Annotated in this window: 15 protein-coding genes; 11 read left to right on the forward strand and 4 right to left on the reverse strand. The window is 53.2% G+C overall.

The features are described 5' to 3' along the window. Positions 1-7 precede the first annotated feature (7 nt). The 10 genes from kdsD to npr all read left to right on the forward strand — a co-directional run bounded on the left by kdsD (position 8) and on the right by npr (position 6936). Positions 8-994: an arabinose-5-phosphate isomerase KdsD gene (kdsD, locus tag OGV74_RS08835; RefSeq protein ID WP_003025063.1), complete on the forward strand. Its 987-nt coding sequence runs from the start codon at positions 8-10 to the stop codon at positions 992-994. A 20-nt stretch (positions 995-1014) separates the two neighbouring features. Beyond that, positions 1015-1581, forward strand: coding sequence for a 3-deoxy-manno-octulosonate-8-phosphatase KdsC (gene kdsC, locus OGV74_RS08840; protein ID WP_003025065.1), 567 nt, complete (start codon positions 1015-1017; stop codon positions 1579-1581). Continuing rightward, positions 1578-2153, forward strand: a complete 576-nt coding sequence (lptC, locus tag OGV74_RS08845) for an LPS export ABC transporter periplasmic protein LptC (RefSeq protein WP_003025068.1) — start codon at positions 1578-1580, stop codon at positions 2151-2153. The genes kdsC and lptC overlap by 4 nt, the downstream gene beginning before the upstream one ends. Beyond that, positions 2122-2670, forward strand: coding sequence for a lipopolysaccharide ABC transporter substrate-binding protein LptA (lptA, locus tag OGV74_RS08850; RefSeq protein WP_003025070.1), 549 nt, complete (start codon positions 2122-2124; stop codon positions 2668-2670). Before lptC ends, lptA begins: the two co-directional genes overlap by 32 nt. A 6-nt stretch (positions 2671-2676) precedes the next feature. Next, positions 2677-3402 carry an LPS export ABC transporter ATP-binding protein gene (gene lptB, locus OGV74_RS08855; RefSeq protein WP_003025073.1) on the forward strand — a complete coding sequence of 242 codons (726 nt, stop codon included), beginning with the start codon at positions 2677-2679 and terminating at the stop codon, positions 3400-3402. A 46-nt stretch (positions 3403-3448) separates the two neighbouring features. Beyond that, positions 3449-4882: an RNA polymerase factor sigma-54 gene (rpoN, locus tag OGV74_RS08860; RefSeq protein ID WP_003025074.1), complete on the forward strand. Its 1434-nt coding sequence runs from the start codon at positions 3449-3451 to the stop codon at positions 4880-4882. Between the two features lie 22 nt (positions 4883-4904). Further along, on the forward strand, positions 4905-5192 hold the full coding sequence (gene hpf / locus OGV74_RS08865) for a ribosome hibernation promoting factor (RefSeq protein ID WP_003025078.1): 288 nt from the start codon (positions 4905-4907) through the stop codon (positions 5190-5192). Between the two features lie 83 nt (positions 5193-5275). Further along, positions 5276-5767 (forward strand): PTS IIA-like nitrogen regulatory protein PtsN, encoded by a 492-nt coding sequence (ptsN, locus tag OGV74_RS08870; protein ID WP_003025083.1) that lies wholly within the window; start codon positions 5276-5278, stop codon positions 5765-5767. A 45-nt stretch (positions 5768-5812) separates the two neighbouring features. Next, positions 5813-6667, forward strand: a complete 855-nt coding sequence (rapZ, locus tag OGV74_RS08875) for an RNase adapter RapZ (RefSeq protein ID WP_003025085.1) — start codon at positions 5813-5815, stop codon at positions 6665-6667. Beyond that, positions 6664-6936: a PTS phosphocarrier protein NPr gene (gene npr / locus OGV74_RS08880; RefSeq protein WP_003025086.1), complete on the forward strand. Its 273-nt coding sequence runs from the start codon at positions 6664-6666 to the stop codon at positions 6934-6936. The genes rapZ and npr overlap by 4 nt, the downstream gene beginning before the upstream one ends. A 130-nt stretch (positions 6937-7066) precedes the next feature. On the opposite strand, the gene mtgA is transcribed toward npr, so the two are convergent. The 4 genes from mtgA to mnmL all read right to left on the reverse strand — a co-directional run bounded on the left by mtgA (position 7067) and on the right by mnmL (position 12127). Beyond that, positions 7067-7786: a monofunctional biosynthetic peptidoglycan transglycosylase gene (gene mtgA / locus OGV74_RS08885; RefSeq protein WP_003025087.1), complete on the reverse strand. Its 720-nt coding sequence runs from the start codon at positions 7784-7786 to the stop codon at positions 7067-7069. Next, positions 7783-8436, reverse strand: a complete 654-nt coding sequence (elbB, locus tag OGV74_RS08890) for an isoprenoid biosynthesis glyoxalase ElbB (protein WP_003025088.1) — start codon at positions 8434-8436, stop codon at positions 7783-7785. Before elbB ends, mtgA begins: the two co-directional genes overlap by 4 nt. Positions 8437-8665: 229 nt before the next feature. Beyond that, positions 8666-11002 carry an aerobic respiration two-component sensor histidine kinase ArcB gene (gene arcB, locus OGV74_RS08895; RefSeq protein ID WP_003844840.1) on the reverse strand — a complete coding sequence of 779 codons (2337 nt, stop codon included), beginning with the start codon at positions 11000-11002 and terminating at the stop codon, positions 8666-8668. 195 nt (positions 11003-11197) lie between these two features. Then, the gene (mnmL, locus tag OGV74_RS08900; RefSeq protein WP_003025090.1) at positions 11198-12127 is read right to left on the reverse strand and encodes a tRNA modification radical SAM protein MnmL/YtqA; all 930 of its coding nucleotides are present in this window, start codon (positions 12125-12127) and stop codon (positions 11198-11200) included. Between the two features lie 684 nt (positions 12128-12811). Between mnmL and gltB the strand changes: the two genes are divergently transcribed. Continuing rightward, entirely contained in the window at positions 12812-17272 is a 4461-nt protein-coding gene (gltB, locus tag OGV74_RS08905; protein WP_003025093.1) for a glutamate synthase large subunit, read from the forward strand. Positions 17273-17277: the final 5 nt, after the last annotated feature.

The raw sequence follows: 17277 nt of genomic DNA on the forward strand, positions 1-17277 counted from the left end.
ACGCATTATGTCGCACTTAGAGTTGCAACCGGGTTTTGACTTTCAGCAAGCAGGCAAGGAAGTCCTGGCAATTGAACGTGAAGGCCTGGCGGAGCTTGATCAGTACATCAACCAAAATTTTACCCTGGCATGCGAGAAAATATTCAGTTGCCCGGGCAAAGTCGTGGTGATGGGAATGGGGAAATCCGGCCATATCGGGCGGAAAATGGCAGCCACATTTGCCAGCACCGGCACCCCCTCATTTTTTGTACACCCAGGCGAAGCTGCACATGGCGATCTGGGTATGGTCTCGCCGCAGGATGTGGTCATCGCCATCTCTAACTCCGGTGAATCCAATGAGATAGCGGCGCTGATCCCGGTATTAAAACGTCTTCATGTACCGCTTATATGCATGACCGGTCGTCCGGAAAGCAGTATGGCGCGTGCAGCAGATGTGCATCTGTGTGTTAAAGTGCCCAAGGAAGCTTGTCCGTTAGGCCTGGCGCCGACCAGCAGCACGACAGCAACACTGGTGATGGGCGATGCCCTTGCGGTGGCATTATTAAAAGCGCGCGGCTTTACCGCGGAAGATTTTGCATTGTCTCATCCCGGTGGCGCACTGGGCCGTAAGCTTTTACTGCGCGTTAACGATATTATGCATACGGGCGACGAGATCCCGCATGTAACCAAAAACGCCAGCCTGCGTGACGCCTTAATTGAGATCACGCGTAAAAATCTCGGCATGACCGTCATTTGCGATGATGCCATGAAGATTGACGGTATTTTCACCGATGGTGATTTACGTCGTGTCTTCGATATGGGCGTTGATGTACGCCAGTTAGGCATTGCCGATGTGATGACCCCTGGAGGCATTCGCGTGCGTCCGGGTATTCTTGCCGTCGATGCCCTGAACTTAATGCAGTCCCGCCATATCACCTCGGTAATGGTTGCTGATGGCGACCAGTTACTCGGTGTGTTACATATGCATGATCTGCTACGTGCAGGTGTAGTGTAAGAAACTCAAGGATAACGAAAATGAGTAAAGCAGGTGCGTCGCTTGCGACCTGTTATGGACCCGTCAGCGCAGACGTTATCACCCGGGCAGAAAACATCCGTTTGCTGATCCTGGATGTGGATGGCGTACTGTCTGATGGTCTGATTTATATGGGCAACAACGGTGAAGAGCTGAAGGCTTTTAACGTCCGCGATGGTTACGGAATTCGCTGTGCGCTCACTTCCGGTATTGAGGTTGCCATTATTACCGGACGAAAGGCTAAACTTGTAGAAGATCGCTGTGCCACTTTGGGGATCACCCACCTGTATCAGGGACAGTCAGACAAACTGGTTGCTTTTGGCGATCTCCTTAGCAAACTGGCGATCGCGCCGGAGAATGTCGCCTACGTTGGCGATGACCTGATCGACTGGCCGGTGATGGCACAAGTGGGATTGAGCGTCGCGGTGGCAGATGCCCACCCTTTGCTGATCCCGCGGGCCGATTATGTCACCCGTATTAATGGGGGACGTGGCGCTGTGCGTGAAGTCTGCGATTTATTACTCCTGGCGCAGGGCAAACTGGACGAGGCCAAAGGGCAATCGATATGAGCAAAACCAGACGTTGGGTTATCATTCTACTGTCGCTGGCTGTCCTTGTGATGATTGGTATTAATCTGGCAGACAAAGAGGACACCGCTCAGGTCGTCGTCAATAACAACGAGCCAACCTATAAGAGCGAACATACTGATACCGTCGTGTATAGTCCGGAAGGCGCGCTGAGCTATCACTTGATCGCACAACACGTTGAATATTATTCGGAACAAGCGGTTTCGTGGTTTACTCAACCAGTATTAACCACATTTGATAAGGATAAAGTACCGACCTGGACGATCAAGGCCGATAAAGCCAAATTGACCAACGATCGGATGCTGTATCTGTACGGCCATGTTGAGGTTAACGCCCTGGTGCCTGACTCTCAACTACGCAGAATTACGACCGATAACGCGCAGATTAACCTGGTGACACAAGATGTCACTTCCGATGATCTGGTGACGTTGTATGGCACAACATTTAACTCCAGCGGACTGAAGATGCGCGGCAACTTACGCAGCAAGAACGCCGAGCTGATTGAAAAGGTTAGAACCTCATATGAAATCCAAAACAAACAAACTCAGCCTTAATCTTGTACTTGCCAGCTCACTTCTGGCCGCCAGCATTCCGGCATTTGCCGTCACCGGCGATACCGAGCAGCCGATTCACATTGAGTCGGACCAGCAGTCCCTGGATATGCAGGGCAACGTGGTAACGTTTACTGGCAACGTGATTGTGACTCAGGGCACCATCAAAATTAACGCCGATAAAGTCGTCGTGACCCGTCCTGGCGGCGAAGACGGCAAAGAAGTGATTGACGGCTATGGCAATCCAGCGACGTTTTACCAGATGCAGGACAACGGTAAACCGGTTAAAGGCCGCGCCTCGCAGATGCACTATGAACTGGCGAAAGATTTTGTCGTGCTAACCGGCAAGGCGTATCTGGAACAGCTCGATAGCAACATCACGGGCGATAAGATCACCTATCTGGTAAAAGAGCAGAAAATGCAGGCCTTCAGCGATAAAGGCAAACGCGTCACCACCGTTCTGGTTCCGTCGCAGTTGCAGGACAAAAACAAGGCTCCGGCAGAGAAAAAAGGTAACTGATTCGTTATGGCAACATTAACTGCAAAGAACCTTGCAAAAGCCTATAAAGGCCGTCGTGTGGTGGAAGATGTCAGTCTGACCGTCAACTCCGGGGAGATCGTCGGTCTGCTCGGTCCTAACGGTGCAGGCAAGACAACAACCTTTTACATGGTGGTCGGCATTGTCCCGCGCGATGCGGGTAACATTATCATTGATGACGAAGACATCAGCCTGCTGCCTCTGCATGCGCGCGCGCGTCGCGGCATCGGCTACTTACCGCAGGAAGCATCGATTTTCCGTCGCCTGAGCGTGTTTGATAACCTGATGGCGGTACTGCAAATTCGTGACGATCTGACCAGCGAGCAGCGGGAAGATCGCGCCAACGAGCTGATGGAAGAATTCCACATCGAGCACCTGCGTGACAGTATGGGGCAGTCGCTCTCCGGTGGTGAACGACGCCGCGTGGAGATCGCCCGCGCACTGGCCGCTAATCCGAAATTTATCCTGCTGGATGAACCGTTTGCCGGTGTTGACCCGATTTCCGTTATTGATATCAAACGGATCATCGAACACCTGCGCGACAGCGGCCTTGGCGTGCTGATTACCGACCATAACGTCCGCGAAACGCTGGCAGTGTGTGAGCGCGCCTATATCGTGAGTCAGGGGCACCTGATCGCGCACGGCACGCCAACAGAAATACTGCAGGATGAGCACGTTAAGCGCGTATACCTTGGGGAAGACTTCAGACTCTGATAGGGTAGAAGACTTCACGTCACCGCAGGAGAAAACAACTCTGAACATGAAGCAAGGTTTGCAACTCAGGCTTAGCCAACAACTGGCGATGACGCCTCAGCTACAACAGGCTATCCGTCTGTTGCAGCTGTCCACGCTGGAACTTCAGCAAGAACTTCAGCAAGCGCTGGAAAGTAACCCACTGCTCGAGCAAACCGATCTTCACGACGAAATTGATACCCAGGAAAAACAGGACAGCGAAACCCTCGACACCGCTGATGCTCTCGAACAAAAAGAGATGCCTGAGGAGCTGCCACTCGATGCCAGTTGGGATGAAATTTATACCGCCGGGACGCCTTCGGGCACCAGCGGAGATTACATCGACGACGAGCTGCCTGTGTATCAAGGTGAGACCACGCAATCACTACAGGATTACCTGATGTGGCAAGTGGAACTGACCCCGTTCTCGGATACCGATCGCGCCATTGCGACATCCATTGTGGATGCGGTAGACGAAACCGGTTATCTCACCGTGACCCTGGACGATATTCTCGAAAGCATGGGCGATGACGACGTCGGTATGGACGAAATCGAAGCCGTGCTTAAACGCGTTCAGCGCTTTGATCCCGTAGGCGTGGCCGCTAAAGATCTCCGCGACTGCTTACTGATCCAACTTTCGCAGTTTGATAAAGCCACACCGTGGCTGGAAGAAGCGCGCCTGATCATCAGCGATCATCTCGATCTGTTAGCCAACCATGACTTCCGCACGCTGATGCGCGTGACCCGACTAAAAGAAGACGTGCTAAAAGAAGCCGTCAATCTTATTCAGTCACTGGATCCAAGGCCTGGGCAGTCGATCCAGACTGGCGAACCAGAATACGTTATTCCGGATGTGCTGGTGCGTAAGCATAATGATCGCTGGGTGGTCGAACTCAACAGCGACAGCATCCCACGACTGCAGATTAACCAGCACTACGCCGCTATGTGCAATAGCGCGCGCAACGATGCCGACAGTCAGTTTATCCGTAGCAATCTACAGGATGCGAAGTGGCTGATTAAAAGCCTGGAAAGCCGCAATGATACACTGCTGCGCGTAAGCCGTTGCATCGTTGAACAACAGCAAGCCTTCTTTGAGCAAGGCGAAGAGTTTATGAAACCGATGGTGCTGGCGGATATCGCCCAGGCCGTCGAGATGCACGAATCGACCATTTCCCGTGTGACCACGCAAAAGTATCTGCACAGTCCGCGCGGCATTTTTGAATTGAAGTATTTCTTTTCCAGTCACGTTAACACTGAAGGTGGAGGCGAAGCCTCATCCACGGCGATCCGTGCGCTGGTGAAGAAATTAATTGCTGCGGAAAACCCCGCGAAACCACTGAGTGACAGCAAGTTAACCTCTATGCTGTCAGAACAGGGTATCATGGTGGCACGCCGCACCGTTGCGAAGTACCGAGAGTCTTTATCCATTCCGCCGTCTAACCAGCGCAAACAGCTGGTCTGACCCAACCGATAAGGAAGACACTATGCAGCTCAACATCACTGGAAACAACGTCGAAATCACTGAAGCCCTGCGCGATTTTGTTAATACAAAATTTGCCAAGCTTGAACAATATTTCGACCGGATTAATCAGGTCTATATTGTGTTGAAAGTGGAGAAGGTTACACATATCTCGGATGCAACGCTGCATGTGAACGGTGGCGAAATTCATGCCAGCGCGGAAGGTCAGGATATGTACGCCGCCATTGACGGTTTAATTGATAAACTGGCTCGGCAGTTAACAAAACATAAAGATAAACTGAAACAGCACTAACTTGTCCGGGCAGTTAGCGGGTGCAGGACGGCCTGTTGTGTAGCACAACGGGCCATTTGTACAGTTAGCGCTTAGGTGAAATTATGACAAATAACGATACGACTCTACAACTGAGCACTGTTCTTAACCAGGAATGTACACGCGCAGGCGTTCACTGCCAAAGCAAGAAACGCGCACTGGAAATCATCAGTGAACTGGCGGCAAAACAGCTCAGCTTGCCTTCTCAGGTGGTATTTGAGGCCATTCTGACGCGTGAAAAAATGGGCAGTACCGGCATCGGTAATGGTATTGCTATCCCGCATGGAAAGCTGGAAGAAGACACGATGCGCGCGGTTGGTGTGTTTGTGCAACTTGAAACGCCTATCGCCTTCGACGCTATTGATAATCAGCCAGTCGATCTGCTGTTCGCCCTGCTGGTTCCGGCGGACCAAACCAAGACGCATTTGCATACGTTGTCACTGGTCGCAAAACGTCTGGCGGATAAAACCATCTGTCGTCGTCTGCGCGCCGCACAGAGTGACCAGGAGTTGTATCAAATCATCACGGACACCGAAGGTGGACAGGATGAAGCATAACAACCCAATGGCATCCTTTTTTGTCGTTGTGAGGAGAAACAGTACATGGTACTGATGATCGTCAGCGGCCGTTCAGGGTCAGGTAAATCTGTCGCTCTGCGTGCGCTGGAAGATATGGGTTTTTACTGCGTGGATAACCTTCCCGTAGTGCTGTTGCCCGATCTGGCTCGTACTCTGGCCGATCGCCAGATTTCTGCGGCCGTCAGCATTGATGTGCGCAACATGCCTGAGTCCCCGGAGATTTTCGAGCAGGCCATGAACAATCTGCCTGAAGGTTTCTCACCACAACTGCTGTTCCTTGATGCTGACCGTAACACGCTGATTCGTCGCTACAGTGACACGCGTCGCCTGCACCCACTCTCCAGCAAGAACTTGTCTCTGGAAAGCGCTATCGATAAGGAAAGCGATTTGCTTGAGCCTTTGCGCTCTCGCGCTGACCTGATCGTTGATACCTCCGAAATGTCCGTGCACGAACTGGCGGAAATGTTGCGTACCCGACTGTTGGGCAAACGTGAACGTGAATTGACGATGGTTTTCGAATCCTTTGGTTTCAAACACGGTATCCCGATTGATGCGGATTACGTCTTTGACGTGCGCTTCCTGCCTAACCCGCACTGGGATCCGAAGCTGCGCCCAATGACCGGTCTTGACCGCCCCGTCGCCGCGTTCCTCGACAGGCACACAGAAGTACACAATTTTATCTACCAGACGCGCAGCTATCTTGAGCTATGGTTACCCATGCTGGAGACCAACAACCGCAGCTACCTCACCGTAGCCATCGGTTGTACCGGCGGGAAGCACCGTTCGGTGTATATTGCAGAGCAGCTGGCAGACTACTTCCGCTCACGCGGTAAAAACGTGCAGTCACGCCATCGTACGCTGGAAAAACGTAAATCATGACCGTGAAGCAAACTGTTGAAATCACTAATAAGCTGGGCATGCATGCCCGTCCAGCTATGAAACTGTTTGAATTGATGCAGGGTTTCGAAGCAGAAGTTTTGCTGCGTAATGATGAAGGTACGGAAGCCGAGGCCAACAGCGTTATCGCTCTGCTGATGCTGGATTCAGCCAAAGGGCGTCAGATAGAAGTTGAAGCCACGGGTCCGCAGGAAGTTGAAGCCCTTGCCGCAGTGGTTGCCCTGTTTAATTCAGGTTTTGATGAAGATTAGTCAAGTGGTTTTAACACGTAGCCAGTAGGTCGGATAAGGCGTTTACGCCGTATCCGGCAATGCCATTGTGTCGTATTGTGTCTGATGCGCTGCACTTAAATCAGGCCTACAAAAACAGCGACAGCAGCAATTAATACAGCTTATTTTCCCGCATAAACGACTCACCGCCTAACTGGCGCATTTGACGCATGATCCACGCCTGACGGCTACGCACATAACCAGAAGGCGCATTCGCTTTAAAACGCAAAGGATTGGGTAATACCGCCGCCAGCAAGGCCGCTTCAGACAGACTCAACCGACTGGCAGGTTTATGGAAATAGCGCTGCGCCGCCGCCTCCACGCCGAAAACCCCATCGCCAAACTCAGCGATATTCAGGTAAACGGTCAGAATACGTTTCTTGCTCCAGACGGTTTCCATACCCAGCGTTAGCCCGGCTTCAAGACCTTTACGTACCCAGCTACGCCCATCCCACAGAAAGAGATTTTTCGCCGTCTGTTGCGATAACGTCGACGCCCCGCGAATACGGTTTTCATTGCGTTCATTGTGCGCCAGCGCTTTCTCTATGGCGGAGACATCGAATCCCCAGTGCTCGGGAAACTTCTGGTCCTCCGCGGCAATGACGGCCAGTCCCATCCACGGTGAGATCTCGTCCATGCTCACCCAGTCTGAGTGCGCCACATAACCAAAATCACCGGACAGCCATGCTCCCAGTTGCCGTTCAACCATCACCGCCGAGAAAGGTACAGGCATCACGCTGAAAAGTGCGATGCCTCCGCCCCAGAATACGCCGAGGACAATGACCGCCCGCAGAAAGATACGTCGCAGAAAGGCGGTAACTCCTGTTCTCATTCAGCCAGCACCAGCACACGTGATACCAGTTTATCGATGCCACTCGCAGCCTGAGCGATATCCTGCGCCAGCATATAGGCGGGCGTGGTGACAATTTTGTTGTCCTCATCGACGACAATGTCATCAACCGGACAAGGCACATGCTCAGCGCCCATCTCTTCCAGCACCTCTGCCGTATCGATATCAGTACCAATGGTCAGACGCAGAGGGAAATCAAAAATTTTAGGTAACATAGCGGGCGCAATGCACATAAATCCCAGCGGCTTACCCGCCTGATGCATAGCCACCGCCAGCGCGGCTAAATCGCTGTCAACCCGGCATTCGCTGCCCTGACTGGCAAAATTGCTCAGATTTTTGGCCGCACCAAACCCACCCGGCACGATCAACGCATCCAGTTCCGTTGAGACTGCCTGAGCGAGCGGGCGAATTTCACCGCGTGTTATACGTGCGGCTTCAATCAGTACATTACGCGTTTCCAGCATCGGCTCGCCGGTCAGATGATTAATCACATCCGCTTGCTGTTTATCCGGAGCAAAGCAGACGGCCTGAGCGCCGTTGCGGGCAATGGCCAGAAGCGTGAGAACAGTTTCATGGATCTCTGCACCGTCATACACGCCGCATCCGCTGAGCACTACACCCACTTTTTTCATCGTGATACTCCTTTCTCAACTGGCTGAAACATATTAGTTATTATGATTTAAATGCTACGCTTCACACATTTAACTGATTCATGTAACAAATTATTTAAGATTTGCTATCTTAACTGCGTGCGGCCTGAAAATTAGGGCTGCGCCCTTGTAAACAATGATAATAATTTACGGCGCAGCCACGATTTCCCTGGTGTTGGCGCAGTATTCGCGCACCCCGGTCAAGCCGGGGTCATTTTTTTTCCACGCTCGCCACCCAGGCTTTTAATACCGCCACGTCGTGCTGCCACTCCTGCTTCATCTCTTCAATCCATTCAGCAACGTTATCTTCCCAGGCGGGAAGGTCCGGCGACTGGATTTGCTGACCTAACTGTTGCAGGTGACGCAGCCCCACTGAACCTGCTGCGCCTTTAATTTTATGACCTTCCTCAACCACACCTTTTTTATCCCGTGCGGTCAAGTTTGACTCCAGCACGCTCAAATATCCCGGCATCATCTTCTCAAACACCGCCAGCCCGTCGGTAATTAACTTCGGTCCCACCAGCTCGAGGTATTGTTCCAACATAGGAATATCTAACAGCGCTTGCGATTTACTGCTTTCTTCAGATGTCACAGTGCTCTCCTCTTCGTTTCTGGTATCCCAGTATTTTTTGATCATGGCGGTTAGCGCCGGAACCGACAGCGGCTTACTCAACACGTCATCCATTCCCGCGTCCAAATACTCTTTTTTATCTTTCAGTACGTTGGCGGTGAGTGCAACCAGCGGCGGAAGGTCCTCACGAGCGTATTTTTGCGTGAGCTCCCGCGAGATATCCAGACCGGTCATATCCGGTAGCTGAATATCCAGCAGCACCAGGTCATATTCACCCGGCTTAAACATTTCCAGCGCGGCTTTCCCGGTCATCGCGACATCCACGCTGTTGCCTAATTTTTCCAGCACGGAACGCGCAACAATAACGTTTAGTTCAATGTCTTCCACCAGCAGCACATTCAGGGCTGGCAGCGGCATGTCATCGTCTTCAAAGGCGTCTTCAATCTCTTCCGCTACCGCAGGCGCATGTACGGTCAGCGTAAAGATGGAGCCTTTACCTGCCTGGCTGGAAACCGTAATATCGCCGCCCATATTTTTCGCCAGACGCTTCGACACGGCCAAACCAATCCCGGTTCCTGTGGCCGGTTTACCGCCGTTGCTGTCCTTCACCTGATAATACATGGCGAAGATTTTATCCTGCTCATCCTGCGGAATGCCGATCCCAGAATCTTCAACCTCGAAATGCAGCATATCGCCCTGGTCATAGCGCGCCCGCACGGTCACCTGTCCCTGCTGAGTGAACTTCACGGCGTTGCTGATCAGATTCCACAGAATCTGGCGCAAACGCGTGCCGTCGGTAATGACCTTATGCGGTAGCGGTAACGTTGGCTCAAGTACAAAACGCAGCCCTTTTTGCTGCGCCTGCAGGCCAGAAAGGTTTTCCAGATCCGCCATAAAACTGGTGAAATCAACAGGCTGGTTATCGAGCTGGACTTTACGTCGCTCCATCTTATCCATATCTATGATATCGTTGAAAATATTACCCAGCGTCACGGCAGAGACATGGATGGTTTTCAGGTATTTTTCCTGCTCAGCGGTCAGGTCTGTATCCAACAGGATTCGGCTTAAGCCGACAATGCCGTTAAGCGGAGTGCGCAGCTCGTGGCTGATGGTGGAAATGAAGGTGGTCTTATCGCGGCTGGCACGTTCAAGCGCGTCCTGATAGCGCTTACGCTCGGTAATATCGCGCCCAAAGCCCATCAGGCCATGTCGCTTACCTACGCGGTCATAGTACGGCACTTTACGAATTTCAAAGCAGGCTTTGCGCCCGTCCGGGTAGTCCAGCCACTGTTCGTAGGTGAGTGAGACGTTATGACGGAATACCTTCTCGTCGGTTTCAATTACCTTTTCAGCCGCTTCAGGAGAGTAAACGTCAGCCGGTTTTAAGTTCACCAGCTGCTTTTCGCTTTTGCCAGTCAGCAGCTCCATGGCACGGTTACAGCCAGAAAATTCTTTATCTTCATTGCGATAAAAAACCAGATCCGGCGAGGCATCAAGGAAAGAGCGTAAAAAGGAAGACTGTTGCTCGAGCTGGATCTGCGCTTCTTCGCGCTCTTTGATTTCAACCTTCAGTTGCTCGAACGTTTCCTGGCGCTCCGCTTCGGCTTTTTCGCGCTCAACAATTTCCTGATTGAGCTGGGCTATATTATCTTTCAATTGCACATTGAGCTTGAGATCGCGCTCGCGCATCTCTTCCAGCTTTTGTACCAGTCGTGACAGGCGTTGCCGGGACTCTTCCAGTTGCTCCACCACCACTGACAGGAAATAGACAGCCCAAGGGGTAATTAACAGACCAAAAAAGATAGAACGGATAACATCAATGCTTTCTACCTGGCCATGCAGCACCATGGTGACAGCCATCTGCACCACAATTGCCAACACGACCAGAGCCAGCGCTAATAGCAGCGAAAAGCGCACCAGACCCAACTTCATCATTAGGTCGACGTAATATTGCGCCAGCATACGGATTTGCTTCATAGAGGGTTCCTTCACGACAACTTGGCACAATAATACTCAATTCTTGGCGTGACGTTTGAGAATGTGCAAGAAATGCGGAGGTTATCAGTGAAATGACCGTAGAGAGGTTAATCGTAGGCCTGATAAGCTAAGCGCCATCAGGCAAGCAGGCGCAGATTGCCGGATGTCGGCTTTGCCTTATCCGGCCTACGAGGGTTAGATCACCGGCTGCACCCATGGCGTACCCAGCGCCGAGCCTTGCACGCCGTGCTCGTTAAGGTACTTATCCAGTTCAACCATCCCAGTCCAGCGATTTTCACACCATAGCGGTGCTAACAACGTTGGGCGACGCGCGCTGGCGGAAATGCGATGATAAATCACCTCTGGCGGCGTATGGCGGATCATCTCCCCGGCGGTAACCGTATAATCGTCCAGTTCAATTCCGTTCAGCCGCCCAGCCTCCCAGGCTTTCGCCATCGTACTGCCTTTCACAATATGCAGCGGATGCAGCTTAATACCGTCGACACCCGTCTCCACCACACGTTCCATGGTTTGCAGGCATTCTGCCTGCCCTTCTCCCGGCAGACCGACAATCAGGTGCGAACATACTTTCAGCCCGCGTTCACGCGCCAGCCGCGTGGTGTTCTGGTAGCAGGCAAAATCATGACCGCGGTTAATACGGTGCAGGGTTTTGTCATGTGCGGTTTGCAGACCAAGTTCCAGCCATACCTCATAACCCAGGTCTTTATACTCGCAAAGCAGATCGAGTACCGCATCCGGCACGCAGTCGGGGCGCGTCCCAACGCATAACCCGACGATACTGGCCTGGCTGACCGCCTGCTGATACATCGAACGCAGCACCTGTACTTCAGCAAAGGTGCTGGTATAGGCCTGGAAATAGGCCAGATAGCGTCTGGCGCGATTGACCAACTGCGCCTGATGCTCAAGTTGCTCGGCAATGGAATGATGCTGCTGAGTTTCATCGGCAAACGAGGCGACATTACAGAAAGTACATCCGCCACGTCCGATGGTGCCATCACGATTTGGACAGCTAAAGCCGCCGTGCAGCGTGAGTTTATGAACCTTTTGCCCATAACGGCGAGAAAGATCCCCACCAAACATATTGACTAATTTCTGTAACTGCATAATCTGGTAGACCGCGCCTTGAAAAGAGGCCAAAGCCTGCCATTTTTTGCCCCAGTCGGCGATGACCTGGATCAATCGCCCTGGCGAGCCTTTATTTATTGCATAATAAATCAAAATAATTGAAATTTCATTCACTCAAAATCTAATTACTTTTCCTTATATTCAGCGGTTTTTTTTATCTTCTTATACTCTGAGCGTAAAAACAGTATCTTTAAGACGCCTGAACTCTAAAAACCAGCATAAAATGCCAGTCATCTCGATAAATAAAGGGAAGACGGGGGATATCCAGCCTTTCTGACAGTGAGACAGATCACACTTCCAGGGGGATTCCTCTTAGGTTAAATCAATGTAAAAAACCCTTTTATTTCAATATTTTCATAAAGTTAATTGCCCTATAGCACATTTTTGCATAAATAAGATTGCCATTTGACCTGTGTGTGGATTCCCGATAACTTGGAAATCCGCTGGAAGCTTTCTGGATGAGCAGTCTGCTCATCATATTTATGCAGTAATTGAGATTCCCTCTGAAGCAAGTCCTCAAACTTGTTTGACCTGTGCGAAAAGGATAAAGAGGGCGAATGCGAGGTAAGCGTATGACACGCAAACCCCGTCGCCATGCTCTTGGTGTGCCCGTGCGCAACGGTCCAGATGGGAATCCCTCAGAGCCTGGGGAGGTTCACTGATATGTTGTACGATAAATCCCTTGAGAGGGATAACTGTGGTTTCGGCCTGATCGCCCACATAGAAGGCGAACCTAGCCACAAGGTAGTGCGTACCGCCATACACGCACTGGCCCGTATGCAGCACCGTGGCGCAATTCTTGCCGATGGAAAAACCGGCGATGGTTGCGGCCTGCTGTTACAAAAACCTGACCGCTTTTTCCGCATCGTGGCGCAAGAGCGCGGCTGGCGTTTAGCCAAAAACTACGCCGTCGGCATGATCTTTTTAAATAAAGACCCTGAGCTGGCTGCAGCTTCTCGTCGCATTGTTGAAGAAGAATTACAGCAGGAGACCCTGTCGATTGTCGGCTGGCGCGACGTGCCGACCAACGAAGGTGTTCTCGGTGAAATTGCGCTCTCCTCCCTGCCTCGTATCGAGCAAATTTTTGTTAACGCCCCTGCAGGCTGGCGTCCGCGTGATATGGAGCGTCGCCTGTTCATCGCGCGTCGTCGTATCGAAAAACGCCTCCTGCAAGACAAAGATTTCTACGTCTGTAGCTTGTCGAACCTGGTCAATATCTATAAAGGTCTGTGTATGCCGGCCGATCTGCCGCGCTTCTACCTGGACCTGGCAGACCTGCGTCTGGAATCGGCCATCTGCCTGTTCCACCAGCGCTTCTCTACCAACACCGTACCGCGCTGGCCGCTGGCGCAGCCGTTCCGCTATCTGGCGCACAACGGTGAAATCAACACCATCACCGGCAACCGCCAATGGGCGCGCGCCCGTACCTATAAGTTCCAGACCCCGTTGATCCCGGATCTGCACGACGCCGCGCCGTTTGTTAACGAAACCGGCTCAGACTCCAGTTCGATGGACAACATGCTGGAACTGCTGCTGGCAGGCGGGATGGACATCATCCGTGCCATGCGCTTACTGGTTCCACCGGCATGGCAGAACAACCCGGATATGGATCCGGAGCTGCGCGCGTTCTTTGACTTTAACTCCATGCACATGGAACCGTGGGACGGCCCGGCGGGCATCGTCATGTCCGACGGCCGCTTTGCCGCCTGTAACCTTGACCGTAACGGCTTGCGTCCGGCACGCTACGTCATCACCAAAGACAAGCTGATTACCTGCGCCTCTGAAGTCGGGATCTGGGATTATCAGCCGGATGAAGTGGTAGAGAAAGGCCGCGTCGGCCCTGGCGAGCTGATGGTTATCGATACCCGCAGCGGGCGCATTCTCCACTCCGCCGAAACCGATGATGACCTGAAAAGCCGTCACCCATACAAAGAGTGGATGGAGAAAAACGTCCGCCGTCTGGTGCCGTTCGAAGACCTGGCTGACGATCAGGTCGGCAGCCGTGAACTGGACGATGACACCCTCGCCAGCTATCAGAAACAGTTTAACTACAGCGCTGAAGAGCTGGATTCCGTGATCCGCGTGCTCGGCGAAAATGGCCAGGAAGCGGTCGGTTCAATGGGTGACGATACCCCGTTTGCCGTACTCTCCAGCCAGCCGCGCATCATTTATGACTACTTCCGCCAGCAGTTCGCGCAGGTGACTAACCCGCCGATCGATCCGCTGCGTGAAGCGCACGTTATGTCGCTGGCCACCAGCATCGGTCGTGAGATGAACGTCTTCTGCGAAGCCGAAGGTCAGGCACACCGCCTGAGCTTTAAATCGCCGATCCTGCTGTACTCCGATTTCACCCAGCTTACCACCATGAAAGAGGAGCATTATCGCGCTGACCGTCTGGATATCACCTTCGACGCGACCGAAACTACGCTCGAAGAGACCGTCAAAGCATTGTGCGATAAGGCGGAACAGATGGTGCGCAACGGCACGGTACTGCTGGTACTCTCTGACCGCAACATCGCTAAAAATCGTCTGCCGGTTCCGGCGCCGATGGCCGTGGGCGCAGTGCAAACGCGTCTGGTAGAACAAAGCCTGCGCTGCGACGCCAACATCATCGTTGAAACCGCCAGTGCCCGCGATCCGCACCATTTTGCCGTCCTGCTCGGTTTTGGCGCGACGGCAATCTATCCGTATCTCGCGTATGAAACATTGGGACGTCTGATCGACACTCAGGCGATTGCCAAAGATTACCGGACCGTGATGCTGAACTACCGTAACGGCATCAACAAAGGTCTGTACAAAATCATGTCCAAAATGGGCATCTCGACCATTGCCTCCTACCGCTGCTCGAAGCTGTTTGAAGCCGTTGGTCTGCACGATGATGTGGTTGCGTTGTGCTTCCAGGGCGTGGTCAGCCGTATTAGCGGTGCAGGGTTTACCGACTTCCAGCAGGATCTGCTGAACCTCTCCAAACATGCATGGCTGGCGCGTAAACCTATCAGCCAGGGCGGTTTGCTGAAGTACGTCCACGGCGGCGAATACCACGCCTACAACCCGGACGTGGTACGCACTCTGCAGCAGGCGGTACAAAGCGGCGAGTACAGCGACTATCAGGAATACGCCAAGCTGGTTAATGAGCGTCCGGCGGCCACGCTGCGCGATCTGCTGGCGATTACGCCTGGCGATGAAGCCGTAAGCATTAGCGAAGTAGAACCCGCGACCGAACTGTTTAAACGCTTTGATACCGCCGCCATGTCTATCGGCGCATTAAGCCCGGAAGCACACGAAGCGCTGGCCGAAGCCATGAACAGCATCGGCGGCAATTCGAACTCCGGTGAAGGCGGCGAAGACCCGGCGCGCTATGGCACCAATAAAGTGTCACGGATTAAGCAGGTTGCTTCCGGTCGATTTGGCGTAACCCCGGCATACCTGGTCAATGCCGATGTCATTCAGATTAAAGTCGCTCAGGGCGCGAAACCTGGCGAAGGTGGTCAGTTACCGGGTGATAAAGTCACCCCGTACATCGCCAAACTACGCTATTCCGTACCGGGCGTGACGCTGATCTCCCCGCCGCCGCACCACGATATCTACTCTATCGAGGATTTAGCGCAGCTGATTTTCGACCTGAAACAGGTCAACCCGAAGGCGATGATCTCGGTGAAGCTGGTTTCCGAACCAGGCGTTGGTACCATCGCCACTGGCGTAGCGAAAGCCTATGCGGATCTGATCACCATTGCTGGCTACGATGGCGGCACAGGCGCAAGCCCGCTCTCATCAGTGAAATATGCGGGCTGCCCGTGGGAACTCGGCCTGGTGGAAACCCAGCAGGCGCTGGTGGCTAACGGTCTGCGTCACAAGATTCGTCTGCAGGTCGATGGCGGTCTGAAAACCGGCGTCGATATCATTAAAGCGGCAATTCTGGGTGCAGAAAGCTTTGGCTTCGGTACCGGCCCGATGGTGGCGCTGGGCTGTAAATATCTGCGTATTTGCCACCTGAACAACTGCGCAACCGGTGTTGCAACTCAGGATGAGAAACTGCGTAAGAACCACTATCACGGCCTGCCGTTCAAAGTGACCAACTACTTTGAATTTATCGCCCGTGAAGTGCGCGAGCTGATGGCCGAGCTGGGCGTCACCCGCCTGGTCGACCTGATTGGCCGCACCGATCTGCTCAAAGAGCTGGAAGGGTTTACCGCCAAGCAGCAAAAGCTGGAGCTGTCTCGTCTGCTGGAAACAGCCGAACCGCATCCTGGTAAAGCGCTGCATTGCACCGAGAACAACCCGCCGTTTGATAATGGCGTGCTGAACGCCCAGCTGTTGCAGCAGGCGAAGCCGTTCGTCGACGAGCGCCAGAGCAAAACCTTCTGGTTCGATATCCGCAACACCGACCGTTCCGTCGGCGCATCGCTGTCGGGCTATATCGCTCAGACGCATGGCGATCAGGGGCTGGCGTCTGACCCGATCAAAGCGCACTTCAGCGGTACTGCAGGCCAGAGCTTTGGCGTGTGGAACGCGGGCGGCGTGGAGCTGTATCTGACCGGCGATGCCAACGACTATGTCGGTAAAGGCATGGCGGGTGGCCTGCTGGCAGTGCGTCCTCCGGTTGGCTCTGCTTTCCGTAGCCATGAAGCGAGCATCATCGGTAACACCTGCCTGTATGGCGCCACCGGTGGTCGCCTGTTTGCTGCGGGTCGTGCGGGTGAGCGCTTTGCAGTACGTAACTCCGGCGCAATCACCGTGGTTGAAGGTATTGGCGACAACGGCTGTGAATACATGACCGGCGGCATCGTCTGTATTCTCGGCAAAACCGGCGTTAACTTTGGCGCGGGCATGACCGGCGGATTCGCCTACGTGCTCGATGAAGACGGTGAATTCCGCAAACGCGTAAACCCGGAACTGGTCGAAGTGCTGAGCGTGGACTCGCTGGCGATCCACGAAGAGCACCTGCGTGGCCTGATTACCGAGCACGTACAGCATACCGGCTCTTCTCACGGCGAAGAGATCCTGGCGAACTGGCCAGCATTCTCGGCGAAATTCGCGCTGGTAAAACCAAAATCCAGTGATGTGAAAGCACTGTTGGGTCACCGTAGTCGTAGCGCAGCAGAGCTGCGTGTGCAGGCGCAGTAAGGGGT

The sequence above is a fragment of the Citrobacter sp. Cf116 genome, from assembly GCF_030336505.1.
GTDB lineage: Bacteria > Pseudomonadota > Gammaproteobacteria > Enterobacterales > Enterobacteriaceae > Citrobacter > Citrobacter freundii.

Excerpts from the sequence above, each read along its gene's own strand:
- mnmL (WP_003025090.1), bottom strand. The coding sequence starts at position 12,127 with ATGCAGTTACAGAAATTAGTCAATATGTTTGGTGGGGATCTTTCTCGC.
- lptB (WP_003025073.1), top strand. The coding sequence starts at position 2,677 with ATGGCAACATTAACTGCAAAGAACCTTGCAAAAGCCTATAAAGGCCGT.
- rpoN (WP_003025074.1), top strand. The coding sequence starts at position 3,449 with ATGAAGCAAGGTTTGCAACTCAGGCTTAGCCAACAACTGGCGATGACG.
- arcB (WP_003844840.1), bottom strand. The coding sequence starts at position 11,002 with ATGAAGCAAATCCGTATGCTGGCGCAATATTACGTCGACCTAATGATG.
- mtgA (WP_003025087.1), bottom strand. The coding sequence starts at position 7,786 with ATGAGAACAGGAGTTACCGCCTTTCTGCGACGTATCTTTCTGCGGGCG.
- npr (WP_003025086.1), top strand. The coding sequence starts at position 6,664 with ATGACCGTGAAGCAAACTGTTGAAATCACTAATAAGCTGGGCATGCAT.
- kdsD (WP_003025063.1), top strand. The coding sequence starts at position 8 with ATGTCGCACTTAGAGTTGCAACCGGGTTTTGACTTTCAGCAAGCAGGC.
- lptC (WP_003025068.1), top strand. The coding sequence starts at position 1,578 with ATGAGCAAAACCAGACGTTGGGTTATCATTCTACTGTCGCTGGCTGTC.
- ptsN (WP_003025083.1), top strand. The coding sequence starts at position 5,276 with ATGACAAATAACGATACGACTCTACAACTGAGCACTGTTCTTAACCAG.
- kdsC (WP_003025065.1), top strand. The coding sequence starts at position 1,015 with ATGAGTAAAGCAGGTGCGTCGCTTGCGACCTGTTATGGACCCGTCAGC.
- elbB (WP_003025088.1), bottom strand. The coding sequence starts at position 8,436 with ATGAAAAAAGTGGGTGTAGTGCTCAGCGGATGCGGCGTGTATGACGGT.
- hpf (WP_003025078.1), top strand. The coding sequence starts at position 4,905 with ATGCAGCTCAACATCACTGGAAACAACGTCGAAATCACTGAAGCCCTG.
- gltB (WP_003025093.1), top strand. The coding sequence starts at position 12,812 with ATGTTGTACGATAAATCCCTTGAGAGGGATAACTGTGGTTTCGGCCTG.
- lptA (WP_003025070.1), top strand. The coding sequence starts at position 2,122 with ATGAAATCCAAAACAAACAAACTCAGCCTTAATCTTGTACTTGCCAGC.
- rapZ (WP_003025085.1), top strand. The coding sequence starts at position 5,813 with ATGGTACTGATGATCGTCAGCGGCCGTTCAGGGTCAGGTAAATCTGTC.